17 protein-coding genes and 1 pseudogene are annotated in these 18,066 nt (G+C 67.7%); 7 read left to right on the plus strand and 11 right to left on the minus strand.

Annotated features, from left to right (window positions below; translation table 11 throughout):
- Positions 1–222 precede the first annotated feature (222 nt).
- The 3 genes from CA951_RS36125 (at position 223) to CA951_RS36135 (ending at position 3,706) form a co-directional block, all read left to right on the plus strand.
- Positions 223–1,479, plus strand: coding sequence for a cation:proton antiporter (locus CA951_RS36125; RefSeq protein ID WP_087561446.1), 1,257 nt, complete (start codon positions 223–225; stop codon positions 1,477–1,479).
- A 203-nt stretch (positions 1,480–1,682) separates the two neighbouring features.
- Positions 1,683–2,645: a hypothetical protein gene (locus CA951_RS36130; protein WP_087561447.1), complete on the plus strand. Its 963-nt coding sequence runs from the start codon at positions 1,683–1,685 to the stop codon at positions 2,643–2,645.
- Positions 2,646–2,707: 62 nt separating this feature from the next.
- Positions 2,708–3,706, plus strand: a complete 999-nt coding sequence (locus tag CA951_RS36135) for a cation diffusion facilitator family transporter (RefSeq protein ID WP_218780550.1) — start codon at positions 2,708–2,710, stop codon at positions 3,704–3,706.
- A gap of 18 nt (positions 3,707–3,724) precedes the next feature.
- On the opposite strand, the gene CA951_RS36140 is transcribed toward CA951_RS36135, so the two are convergent.
- The 3 genes from CA951_RS36140 to CA951_RS36150 form a co-directional block, all read right to left on the minus strand.
- Positions 3,725–4,369 (minus strand): dihydrofolate reductase family protein, encoded by a 645-nt coding sequence (locus tag CA951_RS36140; protein WP_087561448.1) that lies wholly within the window; start codon positions 4,367–4,369, stop codon positions 3,725–3,727.
- A 124-nt stretch (positions 4,370–4,493) separates the two neighbouring features.
- The gene (locus CA951_RS36145) at positions 4,494–5,735 is read right to left on the minus strand and encodes a UPF0158 family protein (RefSeq protein WP_087561449.1); all 1,242 of its coding nucleotides are present in this window, start codon (positions 5,733–5,735) and stop codon (positions 4,494–4,496) included.
- A 68-nt stretch (positions 5,736–5,803) separates the two neighbouring features.
- Positions 5,804–6,097, minus strand: a complete 294-nt coding sequence (locus CA951_RS36150; protein ID WP_087561450.1) for a DUF4193 domain-containing protein — start codon at positions 6,095–6,097, stop codon at positions 5,804–5,806.
- A gap of 333 nt (positions 6,098–6,430) precedes the next feature.
- Here CA951_RS36150 and CA951_RS36155 point away from each other — a divergent pair, with 333 nt between their 5' ends.
- Positions 6,431–6,655: a hypothetical protein gene (locus CA951_RS36155; RefSeq protein WP_087561508.1), complete on the plus strand. Its 225-nt coding sequence runs from the start codon at positions 6,431–6,433 to the stop codon at positions 6,653–6,655.
- 4 nt (positions 6,656–6,659) lie between these two features.
- On the opposite strand, the gene CA951_RS36160 is transcribed toward CA951_RS36155, so the two are convergent.
- Positions 6,660–7,196, minus strand: a complete 537-nt coding sequence (locus CA951_RS36160) for a GNAT family N-acetyltransferase (RefSeq protein WP_087561451.1) — start codon at positions 7,194–7,196, stop codon at positions 6,660–6,662.
- Positions 7,197–7,269: 73 nt separating this feature from the next.
- Here CA951_RS36160 and CA951_RS36165 point away from each other — a divergent pair, with 73 nt between their 5' ends.
- Positions 7,270–7,866 carry a TetR/AcrR family transcriptional regulator gene (locus tag CA951_RS36165; protein WP_087561452.1) on the plus strand — a complete coding sequence of 199 codons (597 nt, stop codon included), beginning with the start codon at positions 7,270–7,272 and terminating at the stop codon, positions 7,864–7,866.
- Between the two features lie 12 nt (positions 7,867–7,878).
- Here the strand turns inward: CA951_RS36165 and CA951_RS36170 are convergent, their stop codons facing one another.
- A complete protein-coding gene (locus CA951_RS36170) occupies positions 7,879–8,724 on the minus strand; it encodes a helix-turn-helix transcriptional regulator (RefSeq protein WP_087561453.1) in 846 nt (281 codons plus the stop codon).
- 144 nt (positions 8,725–8,868) lie between these two features.
- Here CA951_RS36170 and CA951_RS36175 point away from each other — a divergent pair, with 144 nt between their 5' ends.
- On the plus strand, positions 8,869–9,903 hold the full coding sequence (locus CA951_RS36175) for an aldehyde reductase (protein ID WP_087561454.1): 1,035 nt from the start codon (positions 8,869–8,871) through the stop codon (positions 9,901–9,903).
- A 28-nt stretch (positions 9,904–9,931) separates the two neighbouring features.
- Here CA951_RS36175 and CA951_RS36180 read toward each other — a convergent pair whose 3' ends face one another.
- The gene (locus tag CA951_RS36180; RefSeq protein ID WP_087561455.1) at positions 9,932–10,699 is read right to left on the minus strand and encodes a helix-turn-helix transcriptional regulator; all 768 of its coding nucleotides are present in this window, start codon (positions 10,697–10,699) and stop codon (positions 9,932–9,934) included.
- Between the two features lie 114 nt (positions 10,700–10,813).
- Between CA951_RS36180 and CA951_RS36185 the strand changes: the two genes are divergently transcribed.
- Positions 10,814–13,156, plus strand: coding sequence for a sulfatase-like hydrolase/transferase (locus tag CA951_RS36185; RefSeq protein WP_087561456.1), 2,343 nt, complete (start codon positions 10,814–10,816; stop codon positions 13,154–13,156).
- Between the two features lie 176 nt (positions 13,157–13,332).
- Here CA951_RS36185 and CA951_RS36190 read toward each other — a convergent pair.
- The 5 genes and pseudogenes from CA951_RS36190 to CA951_RS36205 form a co-directional block, all read right to left on the minus strand.
- Positions 13,333–13,485: pseudogene (locus CA951_RS36190) on the minus strand (PAS domain-containing protein); the annotation flags it as partial.
- Positions 13,486–13,652: 167 nt separating this feature from the next.
- Positions 13,653–13,883, minus strand: coding sequence for a hypothetical protein (locus tag CA951_RS43655; RefSeq protein ID WP_179220436.1), 231 nt, complete (start codon positions 13,881–13,883; stop codon positions 13,653–13,655).
- A 216-nt stretch (positions 13,884–14,099) separates the two neighbouring features.
- The gene (locus CA951_RS36195) at positions 14,100–15,335 is read right to left on the minus strand and encodes a CdaR family transcriptional regulator (protein WP_256974227.1); all 1,236 of its coding nucleotides are present in this window, start codon (positions 15,333–15,335) and stop codon (positions 14,100–14,102) included.
- 148 nt (positions 15,336–15,483) lie between these two features.
- Positions 15,484–16,524, minus strand: coding sequence for an ABC transporter ATP-binding protein (locus CA951_RS36200; protein WP_087561458.1), 1,041 nt, complete (start codon positions 16,522–16,524; stop codon positions 15,484–15,486).
- The gene (locus CA951_RS36205) at positions 16,521–18,035 is read right to left on the minus strand and encodes an iron ABC transporter permease (protein WP_087561459.1); all 1,515 of its coding nucleotides are present in this window, start codon (positions 18,033–18,035) and stop codon (positions 16,521–16,523) included. The genes CA951_RS36200 and CA951_RS36205 overlap by 4 nt, the downstream gene beginning before the upstream one ends.
- Between the last annotated feature and the right edge of the window lie 31 nt (positions 18,036–18,066).

Raw genomic sequence — 18,066 nt, forward strand, 5'->3', positions numbered from 1 at the left:
GTGTTGTCGGCGCGATCTCATCGACCGAGTACGCGATCGCCGTGATCGGCCTCGCTGTCAGTGCCGCCTGGGCGCCCGAGACCCGCGGTAAGTCCCTCGCCGACTCCACACGAACCCGAGGCAGCACCGGCCCGTTCACAAACGGTGCCGCCGTTTCGGGGAGGTGCTTTTCGTGCACTCTTCACTTTCCTCCCCGCTCGTGAAAGGTGTGCGGCCGCGACCGTGAATACCGACGTCGTCTACCTGTCCGCCGGTGTGGCGCTGCTGCTCGCGGCGACCGTTCCGCGCATCATGCGCAACCGTGCCGTGTCGGCGCCGCTGGTGGTGCTCGCGGTCGGAGCGGTGGTGGGGGTGTTCCTCGGCAACGCCGATCTGGTGTCGCCGGTGGCGCATCCCGCGGTGGCCGAGCACGTGAGCGAGGCGTGTGTCATCGTCGCGCTGATGGGTGTCGGCCTGGCGATCGACCGGCCGCTCGGCTTGCGGACGTGGAACTCGACGTGGCGGCTGCTGGGCATCGCGATGCCGCTCGGAATCGCCGCGGTTGCCCTGCTCGGCTGGTGGGCGGCGGCACTGACACCGGCGGCGGCGCTGCTGCTCGGTGCCGTGCTCGCCCCGACGGATCCGGTGCTGGCCTCCGACGTCCAGGTGGAGGGACCGTCGTCGGGGGACGATTCCGACCGCGAGGACGACGAGGTGCGGTTCGCCCTGACGTCGGAGGCGGGGCTCAACGACGCTCTCGCGTTTCCGTTCGTCTATCTGGCGTTGTTCCTGATCACGAAGGGTCCGGCCGAGGATTGGATCGCGCACTGGTTCCTGTGGGAGTTGGTCGGCAAGACCGTGCTGGGCGCGGCCATCGGCGCGGTCGCCGGGTACCTGCTCGGGCGGGTGGTGTTCCACTTCCCGATTCCGCATGCGCGGTTGGCCGAGAGTGGCGAACCGATCGTCGCGCTGGCCGCCACGTTCGCCGTCTACGGGCTCACCGAACTCGTCGGTGGGTATGGCTTTCTCGCCGTGTTCGCGTGTGCGGTCGCGCTCCGCCGGATCGAGCGGGCGCATTCGTACCACGCCGACATGCATCGTGTGATGGAACAACTCGAGCACGTCCTGACCCTCGCGGTGCTGCTGTTGCTGGGCGTCGCTCTCACATCGGGCCTGCTGGACGATCTGACCTGGGGTGGAGTCCTCGTCGCGGTGGCGCTCGTGGTCGTGATCCGTCCGGTCGTGGGGTGGCTGGCGTTGCTCGGCTGCCGAGAGATGACGGTCCAGGAACGGGGAGTGACCGCGTTTTTCGGTATCCGCGGCGTCGGCTCGGTCTTTTATCTCGCATTCGCGGCCGCGGTCGCGGGCATCGATCAGGAAGGCGCGTTGTGGTCGACGGCGGCGTTCGCCGTGGTGCTGTCGGTGGTCGTCCACGGTGTCACCGCCACGACCGTCATGCGGGTCCTCGACCGCCGGCGGGGCGGCTCCCGAAGCCGGTAGTGCGGCAGAGTCGACCAGGGTGAAGCCATGGTGACGTCATCGGCGAGGTTCGTGGATCCGGGTGAGTCCCTGGTGAACAATCGATGAATTCCCGGAGTTCGGCACGTGGGGGAGTTTCATCCGGCGGCAGGTCTGGGTAGTCGCGGGAGCGGCGCACCTTGCGCCGATTCGATGCCGTCACATGCCGAAGGGACGAATACCGCATGAGCACATCTGACACGATGACCTTGCTGGCGCAGTTGCGTACAGTCCTCGACCTGACCCACACCGAGATCCAGCTCGCCGAAACCCGCACCGTCCAGGCCCGGACCGAGGCCGTGCGCCGGGAGCTGTCCGAGAACGCCGACAACGGCCGCGCCCGCGCCGAAGCCATCGAGGCCGCCATCCGCGAACTCGGCGGCGTTCCGGAACTGGTCGGCCCATTCCTCGGGCGCGCCGGCGCTGCTGTGAAGGCGGTGGTCGAGCAGGCCCAACCGTTCGACGAGGCCCTGCTCGGCGATCTCGCGCTCGAGCACCAACTCCTCGACCGTGCCCGCTACATCAAGGCACTCGCCGTCGCAGCGCAGAAGAAGGACGTCGAGAACTTGGCGTTCCGGCTGATCGCCGCCCATTCGGCGACCGTGGACTGGCTGACCACCGTCCTCGCCGAGGAGGCCTTGGGCGGACCTGCGGCGCTCCGCCGCACCCCACTGCAGGCGGCCGCGGGAACGGCGGTGCGGCTGGTCAACGCGCCGGTCGCCTGGTCGGCCCGCGGCCTGGATCGGGCCCTCGACACCGTCCGCGCAACCCCACCGGCGCTCAGCGAGTTACTGAGCAGGGGCGCGCACGCCGGCGAGGTCGCTGTCACCACGCTGGCCGCATCCCGCGACGCCGCCCTCGAGACCGCGGAGCAGGTCACCCGCCGGGAAGGGGCCGATGGGGTCGCGGACGTTCTGCATTCTGCCCGTACCGCGGCGGGTGTCCTCGAACCCGGTGAACTGCCCGTCGACGACTACGACACCCTCAACGTCTCGGAGACGGTCGCCGCGGTCAAGGAGCTGACCGAGCCGGCGGATGTGCGCGCCATCGTGGCGTACGAGGAAGCGCACAAGAACCGGCAGGGTGTCGTCTCGGCCGCACAGACCCGCCTGGCCGCGATCGCTCAGGAAGTTGCCGGTCTCAGCTGACCGAACCCGCCGGGTCCAGGATTCCGGCCGCCGGCCGACGGATCAGGTGTGAGACTCGAGGGGTGACGAGGCGACCCGATCGTGGTCCGCGGCGCGCCGGGGATGCGGCGGGCGGCGACAGTGTGCGCACTGTGGTCATTGCGTTCGGCGCCAATTTCGGAGTGGCGATCGCGAAGTCGGTGGCGGCGATGGTGACCGGGTCCGCCTCGATGGTCGCTGAGTCCGCCCACTCATGGGCGGACACCGGCAATCAGGTGTTTCTCCTCATCGCCCATCGTCGGAGTACCCGGGCGGCCGACGCGGCCCGACCGCTCGGGTACGGGCGTGAGGCGTATGTGTGGTCACTGCTGGCCGCCGTGGGACTGTTCGTCGCGGGTGGCTCGGTGTCGGTGTGGCACGGGGTGAGCGAGTTGCTCGGCGCGTCGAGTGTCGGCGAGGACTATCTGGTCGCGTACGTCGTGCTGGCGATTGCCTTCGTTCTGGAGGGCGCGTCATTGCTGCGGGCGATCAAACAGTTGCGTGCCGAAGCCGACAGCCACGATCGCGACCTGTTCGACTACGCCCTCGAGACGTCCGACCCGACGGTGCGGGCGGTCTTCGCGGAGGACAGCGCCGCGATCATCGGCATTGTCATCGCCGCCACCGGTATCGGGCTCCACCAGCTCACCGGGGCCGCCGTCTGGGATGCGATCGGGTCGGTCCTCGTCGGTGTGCTGCTCGGCGCGGTCGCGGTGGTCCTCATCGACCGCAACCGCCGATTCCTCACCGGTGAACCGGGTTCCGCGGAACTTCGGGAGGCGGCGATCGCGCGGATCGAAACGCTCCCGGAGGTGGCGACCGTGCGGTTCGTGCGCCTCGAATACCTCGGGCCGAGGCAGCTCTTTCTCGTCGCGAGTGTCGATCTCGTCGGTGACAAGGCGGAATCGCACGTCGCCCGGACCTTGCGGAAGCTCGAAGGTGAACTCGAACGCCACCCGCAGATCGTGGATGCGGTGCTCACCGTTGCGGACCCGGACCCGGCGGACATCGATGGCGACTCCCGGACCGGTGAGGAGAGGTAACGGGCCGGAGGACCGGGGTCAGTCGTGACCGTTCTTGTTCCAGAACTGATGGGTGAGCCCGCTGGGGGAGGCGACGGTCTCGATGGTGAAGCGGTCTTCGATACCGTCCAAGCCTTCCCAGAGGGATACCCCGCGCCCGAGCGTGATGGGCACGATCACGAGGTGCATGAAGTCGATCAGGTCGGCTTTCAGAAACTGCCGCACGATCGAGGGCCCGCCGCCTATGCGGATGTCCTGACCGTCGGCAGCGTCCTGGGCCAGGCGCAGCACCTCGTGGGGTGGCGCGTCGACGAAGTGGAAGCTGGTTCCGTTGGGAAAGTCGATGCTGGGGTGTGGGTGGTGGCTCATGACGAACACCGGTGTGCGAAATGGCGGTTCGTCGCCCCACCAGCCTCGCCACCCGTCGTCGGGCCATTCGCCGGTCTGGGGCCCGAACTTGCGACGGCCCATGATCTCTGCGCCGATGCCCTGACCCCACAGGCTGGTCACGGCGCGGTCCAGGGTGATCGGGTCGTCAACCCGGTCGACGCCGTGGATGACGCGTCCGTCGAACGAGCCGAACAGCCGTTCGGCACCGCCGATCGGGGCGTCGAACGTCACGTGCTCGCCGGCGGCGTAGCCGTCGAGGGAGATGTTCATGTTGTGGATCCGGGTGCGGGACACGGGCGACTCCTTCAGTGATCGGATGGACCGGGATACAGACAGACAGACCCGACGAGACGGCCGAACTCATCGCGGAACCTCGAAAATCGTGTTCCGTGCGGCTCGTACGGGTATGTCCGAGCCGTCAGCCAACACGGATGCCCTTGTCGGCGAGGAACTCGCGGGCACGACCGAGTTGGCGGTCGGTCGAGAAGGTGCGCCACTGTTCGACGAGGCTCTCCTGGTCGACGACATCGCGGAACCGGTGAAACGCGCCCTTGCCCTCGATCGCCCGCAGCAGCCGATCCCGCAGCGCCGCGTCACGATGCCGCTCGCCGAAGGCCGCCATGTCGCGCCAGCCGTCCCGGGAGCCGGTGCAGTCGAACCGGAGCCAACGGTCGGGCTCTTCCTCCACGTCGACGGCGGCGTCCTCCCCGACCATCATCGGGTCGGTGAGGCTGTCGTCGTACACCTCCCCGGTGCGCAGGTCGACGTAGCCGCCGGTCGACATACCCGGGTCCCCCTCCAGTTCGGAACCGAGCGTCTCGAGGTCGACCGGTACCACCCGCCCTGCGAGCGGTTCGCTGCGCAGGCAGGCGAGCAGGTCTTCGGCCAGCACCTCGTCACCCGCACCGGCGCGCCACGTCAGCCGGTTGACGACCGACAGCGCCACCGACTCCGCCTGCTCCCGTCGCTGTTCCAGTGCCATCGGTATGCCGGCCCCCACCTGTTGCAGCGCGTCGTCGACGTCGCGTCCCCGCACCGCGGCGAGGAAGCGGCCTGCATCTCCCGTCGCGATGGCTCCGCGCAACTCGGACAGGTCGAGCGGGGCTACCTGCTCGAGTCCGGGCCACGCGCGCAACATCATCGGATGCGGATGGGCGGGTCTGCTCGGCGCCCGGCTCTGCCCGTCGTCGTCGGCCCACCGGCGCCCGTACTGATCCGGGATGCTGCCCCAGCCCCAGTAAGGCAGGGGCTTCTTCGGCGCGATTCCCAGCACTTCGACGGGGTCGACCTTGTCGTCGCCGACCACACAACGGTGGGTCCAGTCATCGCCCAGGTCGAACGTGAACTGGAACTCCGCGCCGGGCACCAGGAACCGAGCGACCTTGGCCGTCTCGATGTCCACCGGCTCCGTGATGGGCCCTCCGAGCGAGCCGGCCATCTCGGCCCCCGTCTCCGCGTCGGTGACCACTCGTCCATCGGCGAGAGTGAACATCGACAGATGAGACCTGTCCCAGCGGGCAAAGGCGTCGTTGACGGCGTTCGCGAGGTCCAGGAAGGTGTGCGACGGCCCGACCGCGAAAACCCGGCCGGGCCACGGCCACAGTTCCTCGCCGCGCCCGCCGAGCAGTTCCACCGTCACCGACAACCACGTTCGCGCCATCCCCCGAGGATGGCACGCAAACCGCGGCGCGTCCGGTCATAGCCGCAGACGCGCGGGCATCGGTGTTGTCAGACGCAGTCCCGGCAGATCAGCTGCCCACCCGGGGCGAGTCGGCTGCGGTGATGCACCAGGAAGCAACTGGTGCAGGTGAATTCGTCGGACTGCTTCGGGATGACGCGGACGGTGAATTCCTCGCCGGACAGGTCGGCACCGGGCAGCTCGAAGGATTCGGCGGGGTCGATGTCGTCGATGTCCACCGCGGGTGATTGGGATTCTTTCCTGCTGGCGGTCAGCTGTTCGAGCGACGTGTCGTTCGACTCGTCGGAATCGGTGACTCTGGGGGCGTCGTAATCGGTGGCCATAACTGTTTCAACCTCGTGATCTGCGTGTTCCGACCCGCCAGGCTAGAGCCCCGTGCGGCACGGGATGCACCCGGGGGGTGTGACGGCCCTCGCAAAGGGCCAGGTCAGGATCGCCGGCCGCGGGGTGTCGGGATTGGATACCCCCGGTGGTGGGACCTATTCCGTTGGGGGCGACGCGCGGTCGCAGGTTCGGTCGAGCAGCAGGGGTGCGGTTCGGTACGCAGTTCGAGGTGGTGCCCGAGTTGCTGCCGCAGGTCGCCGAATGCGGGGCGAAGGTCGATGTGCGGTGCGCTGGGTATGTGCGCAGCGTGTATCCGCTGCAGTGACGTGCACGTGGTTGACCCGTTGAACGACGACCTGCTCGATCACGACATGCGCCGGCGGATCCTGAAGGTGACGAAGCCAGGTTTCCGCGCCGCGTCCTGGCGCGCCCAGTACCAGTTGCTGCGCGGCATCGAACCGGCGTGGGCCGACGCGTGGCTCACCGCGACCCGGGCGGCGTTGACGGCCGCCGGCGCCGATCGGGCCGTCTTCGACATGCTGCCGACACCGTCGTAGGTCGTCAGTTGCCGGTCGCCGTCGTGGCCACATGCAAGTCGAGGGTCCAGTTCTGCCCGACGAGATCGTGGCCGAAGCTGTGATGTGGTTCCTGATCGGTGAGGACGAACCCGGCAGCCTCGTAGATCCTGCGGGCGGACGCCAGCACGTCGTTGGTCCACAGCGTGATCTGCCGGTAGCCGGCGTCGCGGGCGAAGATGACGCATCGCTCGACCAGCCGGGACCCGACGCCGAGACCGCGGGCGGTCGGGGCGACCAGCAGTATCCGTAGTTTGGCGACCGCGGGTTCGTCGCCGGCGACGCAGAGGACGCAACCCACGCGTTCGCCGTCGACCTCGGCGATCCATGCCCCTTCCCGGGCCGGGTCGTGGTCGGTGGCGTAGTCGGCGACGATCTGTGCGACCAGCGCCTCGAAGCCGGTGTCCCACCCGAACTGCCGGTGGTAGATCTCGCCGTGGGCCATCACGGCCCAGCCCAGATCGCCGGGACGATCGGCCGGGCGCACCACGACTTCCGGTCGCTGGAGTGGTTGCGAAGTCATGGGTTCCTTCCCGGAGCGCGGCCATGATCGGCGCTCACTGACACGACTGTTTCAGTAGAGGTAGGCTACCGCTGTGACCAGGGAAACGACAACCCCGTCCGCGCGGCAGACCGAGTTGCTCGACGCCGCCTACCGCTACGCACTCGAGCACGGGTTGGCCGATCTGTCGCTGCGTCCATTGGCGTCGGCGATCGGCTCGAGCCCGCGGGTGCTGATGTTCTTGTTCGGCAACAAGGACGGCCTGGTGCGTGCACTGCTGGCGAAGGCCCGCAGCGACGAACTGGCGATGCTGGACCACCTCGGGCAGGCCGCGGGTGCAGAGCCGATCGGCCTGCCCGCGGCGGTCGAGCGGGTGTGGGAGTGGCTGGCCGCCGAGGAACATCGACCGTTGCTGCGGTTGTGGACCGAGGCGTACGCCCGATCCCTCGTCGAACCCGACGGTGCGTGGGCCGGGTTCGCCCGCTCGACGGTCGACGACTGGCTCGCCGTCCTCGCCGCATGCCAACCGCAGCCGGAGAAGGACAGCGAGGCCGGTGCGGTCCGTCGCACCGCGGCGTTGGCCGTGCTGCGGGGCGCCCTGCTCGATCTCCTCGCCACCGATGACCAGAAGCGCGTCACCGCCGCCGTCCGGCACCAGCTCGCCTCGCTGTCCTCGGATGCGGAGCAGTGACGGGCCGTCGAATCACTCGACCAGTGTCTGTGTCCCGAGGACGAGGGCCAGTGCGAGCCGCTCGGCGTCGTCGGTGCCGGGCTCGGCTGTGTAGACCAGGATGCGGAGGTCGTCGGCTGCGATGACGAGCGCGTCGCAGTCGAGGGTGATGCGCCCGACCGCGGGATGGTCGATGGTCTTGTGTCGTGACGGCTCGGATCTCGGCCCCGACTCGCCCGATCCCCACAGCTCGCGGAAGCGGGGACTGTGTGACGCGAGATCGCTGACCAGTCGGCCGAGGTTCCGGTCGGCCGGATAGCGGGCCACCGTCAAGCGGAGATCGGCGACCTGCCGCGCTTGGAGATCGGCGCGCTCCTGCGGTGTGAGCACGACGCGACTGCGAGGGCCGAGGAGGTTTCGCCACACGGCGTTGCGCTCGATGCCGCGCCACGTGGTGGTGTCGCCCATGAGTGCGTCGTACGCCGTGTTGGCGACGATGAGCGTCCCGGCGGCGTCGTACACAGCCACCGGTGTGTAGGACAGCCGGTCGAGAAGGCGCTGCACGCTCGGGGGAATCCGAGACGGGACGACGTCGTGGCCGGGAGAAGCATGCCCAGCCAGTTCATGCAGCAGGTCGCGCTCGGCGTCGGGCAATCGTAGGGCCCGGGCGAGCGACTCGACGACCTGCGCCGAGGGCGACGTCGACCGCCCCTGCTCGAGACGCGTCAGGTAGTCGGCCGAGATTCCCGCGAGACCGGCGAGCTCCTCACGGCGTAACCCGGTGGCCCGGCGTCGACCGCCCACCGGAACCCCGACCGTCTCCGGTGAGACCCGATCACGCCAACGACGCACCATTCGGCCGAATTCCGAGCCGTTCATCGTCCCAGTCTGCGCCGGCGAGGTCTCCGCTGTCCTGGCCCTGCCAGTCCTACGACAACGGGACTGCTCCCTGAACGCCCGCAGAACGCCGACACTCGAATCAACGTCCACAGCAGTTGCCGCGATCGCACCGAAGGAACCACCATGACCCACGAACGCGTCCTCGTCACCGGCGGAGCCGGTCTCATCGCCGGCCACTGCATCCTCCAACTCTTGGAGCAGGGATACCGCGTGCGGACCACGGTCAGATCGCTCACCCGTGAGAGCGAGGTGCGCGCTGTCCTCGCCGAGGCGGGCATGGTCGACGGTGACAACCTGAGCTTCGTCGCCGCGGACCTCACCGACGACGCGGGCTGGAGCGACGCCGTCGACGGGTGCGACTACGTCCTTCATGTGGCGTCACCGGTCCGCTTCGGCAAAACGAAGAACGAGGACGAGATCATCTCGCCCGCGCGCGACGGGGCACTACGGGTGCTGCGCGCGGCGCGTGACGCCGGCGTCCGGCGCGTCGTCCTCACATCCGCGTTCCATGCCGTCGGATTCGGACACGGCCACGTCGACCACCTCTTCACCGAGGACGACTGGTCGCCGCTGCACGGACCCGGCGTCGATGCGTACGGCAGGAGCAAGATCCTCGCCGAGAGGGCGGCATGGGAATTCATGGCCGACCAGGGCGGGACGATGGAGCTCGCGACGATGCTGCCGGTCGCCGTGATGGGCCCGGCCCTGAGCAAGAACGTCTCCGGCGCAAACCATTTGATTCAGCAGATCCTCGCGGGCCGCATGCCCGGCTACCCCAACGTCTGGGTGCCGATCGTCGACGTGCGCGACGTTGCCGCCGCGCACATACTGGCGATGACATCGCCCGCCGCAGCCGGTGAACGATTCCTGCTCGCGAGCGGACCCGTCGTCGCGATGAAAGAGATCGGTGCGATCCTTCGAGGACACTTCGGCGACGCCGCGGAGAAGGTGCCGACCCGCCGTATCCCCAACATCGTCATCCGGCTTGCCGCCCACTTCAACGACGAAGCGCGTTCGGCTGCAGCCGATCTCGACTACGTGAAGAAGATCTCGAACGACAAGGCACGTCGCGTGCTGGGCTGGGAACCGCGACCCGCGTCAGAGGCTGTCATCGCGGCCGCCGAGAGTCTCATCGCGAAGTCGCACAGCACTTCTTAGCTGTTCGGAGCACCTGGTGCGCGTCGGTTCAGGTGCGCTCGTCCCAGTTCTCGGGCACACCGAAGGTGTCGTGCAGGCCGTGGCGTCCGGCTTCGGTCAGACGTACGACCCGTCGTTGGTCGGTGCGGCGTAACCAGCCCAGGTCGAACATGCGATCGGTCAGGGCGGCGCCGAGCGGTCCGGCAAGGTGATGACGCTGTTCGGACCAGTCCACGCAGTAGCGGATTGCCCGCCGTTCCCCGCCCGGCGCAGGCAGGTCGAGGCCGAAGGTGGTCAACCGGCTGCGGCCGTGGGAGGTCAGCCGGTAACTGACGCCGGTGCCGGGAGCGGACAGGCGGTCGACGGCGGCACGGTGGTGGCGCCCGTCCCCACCGGTGAGCAGCCCCTCGTCGATTAACGCGGCCATGACGGTGACACCCAGGCGGCCGGCGAGGTGGTTGTAGCAGGTACGGGCGCGGCGCAGGGCGTGTGCGCGGGTGCCTTGGCGGAGCGAGCGGATCGGTTCGGGCGGGGAGATCCGCGCGATCGCCTCGAGCGCTTCCGCGACCGAGGGGTCGGCGAGGCGGAAGTAGCGGGCGCGGCCCTGGCGTTCGGCGGTGAGCAGTTCGGCGTCGACGAGCCGGGTGAGGTGTTCGCTGATCGTGGACGCGGTGACCCCGGCCTCGGACGCGAGCATACCGGCTGGCAGCGCGCGCCCGTCGGCGAGCGCCATCAGGACCCGGGCTCGGGTCCGATCGCCGATCAACGCGGCGATCCGGGCGACGTCGGCGTCACCGGCGGAGGAGTGGCGGACCATGGCATCAGAATAGGTCCGGGACGTTTCGGGCTGCGCCGAAACAATCCGGCAGCACAGGTCCGACCTTCGGCGGAATGTCCGCGCCAGATCAAGGACCCCGAATAGCATCCGGTTATGGCCTCGAACGATGGACTTGATCGAGCTCGGTTACCGATTCCGGACCCGCCATTCACGGGGACTGTCGGCCGTTCGTACCTGGAGTCGGAAGAGGCATGGCTGGCGCCCCCGGCGCCGCCGCCGGGTGCACCGAATGTGGTGTTGATCGTGTTGGACGATGTGGGTTTCGGTCAGGTCGGCACGTTCGGAGGCCCGGTTCCGACGCCGGCGCTCGACCGTCTCGCGGCCCGCGGCTTGAAGTACAACCGTTTCCACACCACGTCGATTTGCGGCCCGTCGCGCGCCGCGTTGCTGACCGGTCGCAACCACCACAACTGCGGGTCCGGGTTTTTGGCGGAGTGGGCGACCGGATTCCCCAGCTACACAACGATGATCCCCAAGACAACGGCAACGATCGGGCGGATCCTCAAGGACAACGGCTACAACACCGCATGGTTCGGCAAGAACCACAACACGCCGGACTGGGAGTCCAGCGTCGTCGGCCCGTTCGATCGGTGGCCCACTGGACTCGGGTTCGACTACTTCTACGGGTTCATCGGTGGCGAGACGCACCAGTATTACCCGGTGTTGTACGAGAACACCCGTGCGGTCGAACCTGACCGCACACCGGAGCAGGGATACCACCTCAACATCGATCTCGCGGATCGGGCGATCGGGTGGATGCGGTACTCGAAATCGGTGAATCCCGACAAGCCGGTGTTCACATACTTCGCACCCGGTGCCGCGCATGCCCCCCACCACGCACCGCAGGAGTGGCGCGAACGTTTCCGTGGCCAGTTCGATCAGGGCTGGGACGTGGTGCGGGAGGAGACGTATCAGCGTCAACTCGCGATGGGGGTTATTCCGGACGGCGCCGAGAACACACCCAGGCCGGAATGGTGCCCGGCGTGGGACTCACTGACCGCGGACGAGCGGCGGCTATACGCCCGGTTCATGGAGAACTATGCGGGTTTCCTTGCGTTCACCGACCACGAGATCGGACGGGTACTCGATGCGGTCGCCGAACTACCCGACGCCGACAACACCCTGGTGATGTACGTCGTGGGCGACAACGGTGCCAGCTCCGAGGGTGGCCTGACCGGCACGATCAACGAGATCATGAATCTCAACGGCATCCCCTCGGACTTCGACGAGACGCTGGCACGGATCGACGAAATCGGCGAGCCGCACACCGAGCCGCACTATCCGCTGGGCTGGGCATGGGCCGGCAACGCTCCGTTCCAATGGGTCAAACAGATCGCAAGCCACCTCGGCGGCACCCGAAACCCACTGGTGGTGTCCTGGCCCGCTCGGATCGACGGCGACGGGTCGGTGCGCTCACAGTTCACCCATCTGATCGATCTCGTCCCGACGATCCTCGACGCGGCGGGCATCCCAGCCCCGGACACCGTCGACGGCATCGATCAGAAGCCTATGGATGGGGTCTCCATCCAGTCGACGTTCGACGACTCCGACGCGACACCGGTGCGTGAGCGGCAGTACTTCGAGATCTTCAGCAACCGTGCCATTTACGACAAAGGCTGGATCGCCTGTGCCCAGCACACCTTCCCGTGGCGCCAAGATTATGCACCCGGCCACTGGGAGAACGACCGCTGGGAGCTCTACAACCTCGACGACGACTTCAGCGAGAATCACGACCGCGCGGCCGAACATCCCGACAAGCTCGCCGAGTTGCAAGAGATCTTCGAACAGGAATGCCAACGGTACGGTGTTTATCCGCTGGACGATCGCGGCGCCGAACGCCTCGTCACGCCCAAACCTCCGCCAGGCGGTGCCGATCCGGCACGGCGGCACTTCACCTATTACCCGGGTGCCGTTCGGCTGCCAGAGACCGCCGCCGCGAACACGAAGAATCGATCCCACCGGATCACCGTGCTTATCGACGAACCCGGAGACGGCGTGCTCGTCGCATGCGGAGGTGGTTCCGCCGGCTACGTGCTCTACGTCGATGAGGGCCGGCCGGTCTACCACTACAACTGGTTCGGACGAGAACGCACGATGCTCCGGTCCGACTCGCCACTTCCCGACGGCACCTCGATCGTCGAGTTCGAGTTCCTTTACGACGGTGGCGGAGCGGGTCGGGGCGGCGACGCCGTGCTGACGGTCGACGGTCGTGAGGTTGCCCGCGACCGCATCGAACGCACCGTCGCCGGGCGGTTCGGCATCGACACCTTCGGGGTCGGCCGCGACACCGGCTCTCCGGTCTCCGGTGACTACACCGCGCCCTTCGCGTTCACCGGCTCGATCGGTCGTGTCGACATCGAACTCGGTGAACCGGGACTGGATCCCGACGAGGAAGCCGCGCTGCACGCACGGTTCAGCTCCGGCAAAGATTACTGACCGGGAATCAAAGCCTCCCCACGGAGAGCAAATGGACTTCGTGGAGGTCATGGACATCGAGGACGGCCTGATCCATGCCCACCGGGTCTACTGGGACCGGCGGGACGTCGACGTGTTGATCAACGACGGGATACCACCGGGAGTAGACGGCCGCATCCTGTGGCGCTTTATCCGTATCTGCCTACATGGGGATGGTCCTCGGGATGCTTGTGGGAGAGCAGCAAAGCGGTGGTGGGGACGATTTCGGCGGGTTGGTAGCCGTGCATCTGGGCGACGGCATCGGACCATTCCCACCGCTGCGCGTGGAGGAGGAACGGGAAGCTGCCCACCCGCTGCGGTTCCCCACCGAACGCCTGATCCGTAGTCACGCCCTATTTTCTAGCGCATCGCGATAACCGAGAGGTTGCCATGGTCGTGCGGCCGTGTCGCCCGCGACCACGCTGCGGCCCGGAGTCGCGGAGAGCGTCAACTGTGCTGCGGCAGGGACGAGTTGGCGTCAACGGCGTGAGTGATGTACAACATTGGAGGCAGAAAATGTGAAGCGGATCACATCACTGTGACGGTGGTGCACACCAACCTGGTGTGCCGGGTCCGCGGACACGATGAAAGGTAGGGCGTGCATGACCACAGCCTCGATGATTCCGGCCTCTTCGATCACCGCGCGGCCGCCGGTGCGGCGCAGCGGCGCGATGAGCACCGCGGAGATCAAAGCGAGGATCGAGGCCATGTTCGCCGACGACCGTCGACCAGTCAGCCGGACGGGTGCGCGCTGACGTCACGAGAGGGAACACGATGAATGTGCTGCTCCTNCTGGGTTTGCTGACCACCGCGTTCGCCGCCGTCCTGGCGATGCACACCGACGAACAGTCCCGCTCTCGCCACTGAAACCTGCTCAACCGAGCCGCTCGAGGACGATAACCAGCGCCGACACTGGAACAACCAGCTAGTCGTCTTCTTGCAGCTCGACGAGGGCGAGCGCGGTGTCGACCGCGCTCGGGTTCTGAGCCAACGGACGCGGCAGCAGCTCGTCGATTCGTACGAGCCGTCGGTCGATGGTGTTCCGGTGTGCAAACAGTTTCTCGGCCGCCTTGGAGATGCTGAACTGCTCCGCGATGAAGACCCGCACCGTGTGGCGCAGCGTGCGGTCGGCGGTCGCCAGATCACCGAGAATGTCGGTGATGAACAGTTTTACTTCCGGGACGTCGGACGACAGCAGGGAGATCAGCTGGACGTCTTCGAATCGCACGGTTCGGCGGCGGGATCCGAGCCGTGCCAAGAGATTTTGCGCTGCGGCTGCGTCGAGATGGCTGCGCCGGAAGCCGTTGACATCCGTGCCGCACCGGCCGAGGGAAATGCGAACTCCGGGGATGTCCGTGACGATTGCGGCGAGGTCGGCCTCCGACGGCACACCGGTCACCGGTAGCCACACCCACAGTGCAGTGAGGCTGGTGACCAGGGTCAACCGCCGCTCTGCGCCGCACACGCGCATGAGATGCTCGGCCGCCAGCTCGAGCCCGTCGACCTGATCCTCCGAATCCACCCATACGATCGCGGCAAGGTGGTGTCCGGTCAGAGCGTAGCCGAGCTGCGCTTCTGCCCGGCTTCGGGCGATCGGCGCCCCCTGGAGCAGCAGTTGCACCATCGCGAGACGCTGAACGAGCGGTCCGCGAGCGAGTTCGGACCGGACCTCGCTGACATGAGCCGACACGGCGGCCCTCGAATCGTCGAAGTAGGCCATGAGTGAGCTCGCTGAGATCGCGACCAGCTCTCGCAGGTCCTCGAGATTGTCCGTGGTGTCGAAACACGCCTTCAGCCACCAGTTCCATGTGACGTTCTGCGACGCGCGCCAGGCGTCGACTTCATCGGTGTCGACGCCACGCAGCACCAGATCACGCGAATACGTCAGGAGGTCCGGGATGAATGTCGGCTCGACCGACTGCCCCGGGTGGTCGATATTGGCCACGAGCCAGTGAGCCAACGTCGAGTGGGTGAAGCGTCGATCCAGCTCGGCAAGCATGGGGTCTTCGGCGAACGTCGGTTCCTTCAGGTTGCGCTGCCCGGCTTCCCACGCTTCGGCCGCGATGTCCGCCACGGTTGCCTGCATCTGCATGGCAAGGTTCCGGAACAGCTCGCGGACCCTCGGCGACGGCGTCGGTTCCGCCTGGTCTGAGTCAGTCACCGTGCCTCCTCGTCGGCGGATCCGAGGGCGTCGGCTCACAGCGCCAGGTAGTCGCCGATTGCTCATCGTAGTCGCTCATCCAGAGGCCGGCCGGGCCTCTGGGTACGGGAGCAGGACCGACGAGAACCGGCGATGCGGGCTGGGAGATTCAGACTTCGTAGGCCACAGCCTCACCGAGTACACGGATACCGACGCGATCACCGGGGGTGAGCGGTGTGGCGCCGAAGCGGCGGACGGTGACTCGCTCGGGGAGGACCCCGTCGGGTGTGTCGAGTCGGATGCCGAGCAGCATCTCGGAGCCGAGGTATTCGACATCGACAACTGTCCCCGACACTCCGGCACCGTCACCGGTGACCTCGATTTGCTCCGGGCGCAACATGACTCGGGCATCGCCGCGGACCCCGTTGGCGGTCACGGCGATGCTGCCGAGCGCGCAGCGGGCACGGCCGCTCTCGACGTGCGCTCCCAGCACGACGGCATCCCCGATGAATTCCGCGGTGGGGACGTCGATGGGGGCGGAATAGATTTCGCGGGGGGTGCCGATCTGGGCCAGCCGGCCCGAACTCATCACCGCAACCCGGTCGGCGAACGACAGGGCCTCGGGCTGGTCGTGAGTGACGAGGATGGTGGTGATGCCCGCCTTCGCCAGGACGTCGGCGACGATCCTGCGGGTGTTGGCCCGCAGTCCGGCGTCGAGAGCGGAGAACGGCTCGTCCAGCAGCATGAGTTCGGGTTCCCGCGCCAGCGCACGAGCGAGTGCCACGCGCTGCTGCTGTCCACCCGACAGCTGATCAGGACGCCGGGTGGCATACGCCGGGTCCAGGGACACCATGTCGAGCAGTTCGGCGATCTTCGAGTGGGTGCGGGCCCGACGGGGGAGCCCGAAGCCGACATTCGCGCCGACCGTGGCGTGCGGGAACAACGCGCCGTCCTGCGCGACATAGCCCACCGACCGCCGGTGCGCCGGTGTCCATCCGCCGCCGACGACCACACGACCACCGAGCGCGATGGTGCCGGCGTCCGGCTTGTCGAACCCGGCGACGAGGCGGAGGAGCGTGGTCTTTCCGCATCCGGAGGGTCCGAGGATGGCGGTCGTCGATCCGGCTTCGACGGTGAGGGCGACGTCGCGAAGCACCGTCGCGGCACCGAACGACTTGTCGAGCCCTTTCACCTCGAGTGCGTATGTCATAGTCCTGCTACCTTTTTCGACTGGGAAAAGAGAACGTAGGTCATGGGCAGCGACAGCACGATCATGATCAACGCGTAGGGCGCCGCACCGGCGTAGTCGATCTCACTGCTCAGCGACCAGAACTGCATGGACAACGTGCGTGTACCGGTCGGCGCGAGGAGCAGCGTGGCGGTCAGTTCGTTGACGATCCCGAGGAAGACCAGCGCTCCGCCGGCCGCCGTCGCCGGGGCAGCCAGTCGCAGGGTCACCCGGAAGAACGCGGCCCACGGCGACACCCCCAGAGACTGGGCCGCTTCCTCGAGTCCGACGGGAGCCTGAGCGAGACCGGCCCGCAGGTTGACCAGGGCGCGGGGGAGAAACAGCAGCGCGTACGCGGCGATCACCACCAAGACGGTCTGGTAGAGCGGATGCATGTAGCGGATGGTGACCGTGACGAATGCGAGCGCCACCACGATGCCGGGCAGGGCACTGGAGATGTAGGTGGTGCCTTCGAGGAAACGGCTGAAGTGGCCACGATGGCGGATGGAGATCCAGGCGATGGGAAACGCGAGTGCGCACGTCACCACCGCACCGACGATCCCGAAGACGAGTGTCTGCGCGACCGCGGCCCACACGGAGTCCCACTTCCACACCGCGCTGCCACCGATGACGAGCCACCGCAGGACACTGATGACGGGAACCCCCACCGACAGCGCGATCAGGCCGGCGAGGAACACCAGAACGGGGGGCGAGTACCGCCAGCCGAGTTCGACGGGGACGGCCCGCCGCGCGGCCCCCGAACCGATCCGGGCGTAGCGGGCACTGCCCCGGACCACCGACTCGATCACCAGCAGGGTGAGACACAGCAGCACCAGGACGCCGGCCAGCATGGTGGCCGCGGTGCCGTTGAACGTCGACTGGTACTGCTCGAAGATCGCGGTCGTGAAGGTGTCGAACCGGATGAAGACGAAGGCGCCGTACTCGGCGAGCAGGTGCAGCGACACCAGCAAAGCGCCGCCGGCGATGGCCAGGCGCAGTTGCGGCACCACGACACGGAAGAACACCGCCCAGGAGCCGGCGCCGAGGGCTCGGGCGGACTCTTCGACGGCGGGGTCGAGGCGGCGCAGCGTCGCGAAGGTCGGGATGTAGACGAGCGGGAAGTACGAGAGCGTCGAGATGAGGACGCCGCCGAACAGTCCGCCGAGCGACGGTATCGCGGTCACCCACGAATAGCTGTTGACGAACGCCGGAACGGCCAGCGGCGCCGCGAGGAGCACGGCCCACACCTTGGCGCCGGCGACGCGGGTGCGTCCCACGAACCACGCTGCGGCAACGCCGACGACGAGACAGATCGGTACCGTGACCACGACGAGCAGCACGGTGTTCCCGAGTAGTTCGCGCACCCGCGGCCGAAACAACAGCGCGGACGCGGTGTCCCAGCCGGTGTCGATGCTCTGCACGATCACGTATCCGAGCGGAAGCAATGACGCGGCCACCACGGCGAGCGCCGCGGCGGCCAGCGGGAGCGGCATGCTCGACCGGGCGGTTCGGCGGCGCGGGGTG

Origin of the sequence: Rhodococcus sp. NCIMB 12038 (assembly GCF_002165735.1) — a bacterium.
GTDB lineage: Bacteria > Actinomycetota > Actinomycetes > Mycobacteriales > Mycobacteriaceae > Rhodococcus_F.

What these genes read in the sequence shown, in the direction of transcription:
- CA951_RS36170 (WP_087561453.1), bottom strand. Translation starts at nt 8,724, where the DNA reads ATGAACGGCTCGGAATTCGGCCGAATGGTGCGTCGTTGGCGTGATCGG.
- CA951_RS36145 (WP_087561449.1), bottom strand. Translation starts at nt 5,735, where the DNA reads ATGGCGCGAACGTGGTTGTCGGTGACGGTGGAACTGCTCGGCGGGCGC.
- CA951_RS36205 (WP_087561459.1), bottom strand. Translation starts at nt 18,035, where the DNA reads ATGCCGCTCCCGCTGGCCGCCGCGGCGCTCGCCGTGGTGGCCGCGTCA.
- CA951_RS36180 (WP_087561455.1), bottom strand. Translation starts at nt 10,699, where the DNA reads ATGGTCCGCCACTCCTCCGCCGGTGACGCCGACGTCGCCCGGATCGCC.
- CA951_RS36130 (WP_087561447.1), top strand. Translation starts at nt 1,683, where the DNA reads ATGAGCACATCTGACACGATGACCTTGCTGGCGCAGTTGCGTACAGTC.
- CA951_RS36175 (WP_087561454.1), top strand. Translation starts at nt 8,869, where the DNA reads ATGACCCACGAACGCGTCCTCGTCACCGGCGGAGCCGGTCTCATCGCC.
- CA951_RS43655 (WP_179220436.1), bottom strand. Translation starts at nt 13,883, where the DNA reads ATGGCCTCGATCCTCGCTTTGATCTCCGCGGTGCTCATCGCGCCGCTG.
- CA951_RS36160 (WP_087561451.1), bottom strand. Translation starts at nt 7,196, where the DNA reads ATGACTTCGCAACCACTCCAGCGACCGGAAGTCGTGGTGCGCCCGGCC.
- CA951_RS36185 (WP_087561456.1), top strand. Translation starts at nt 10,814, where the DNA reads ATGGCCTCGAACGATGGACTTGATCGAGCTCGGTTACCGATTCCGGAC.
- CA951_RS36150 (WP_087561450.1), bottom strand. Translation starts at nt 6,097, where the DNA reads ATGGCCACCGATTACGACGCCCCCAGAGTCACCGATTCCGACGAGTCG.
- CA951_RS36200 (WP_087561458.1), bottom strand. Translation starts at nt 16,524, where the DNA reads ATGACATACGCACTCGAGGTGAAAGGGCTCGACAAGTCGTTCGGTGCC.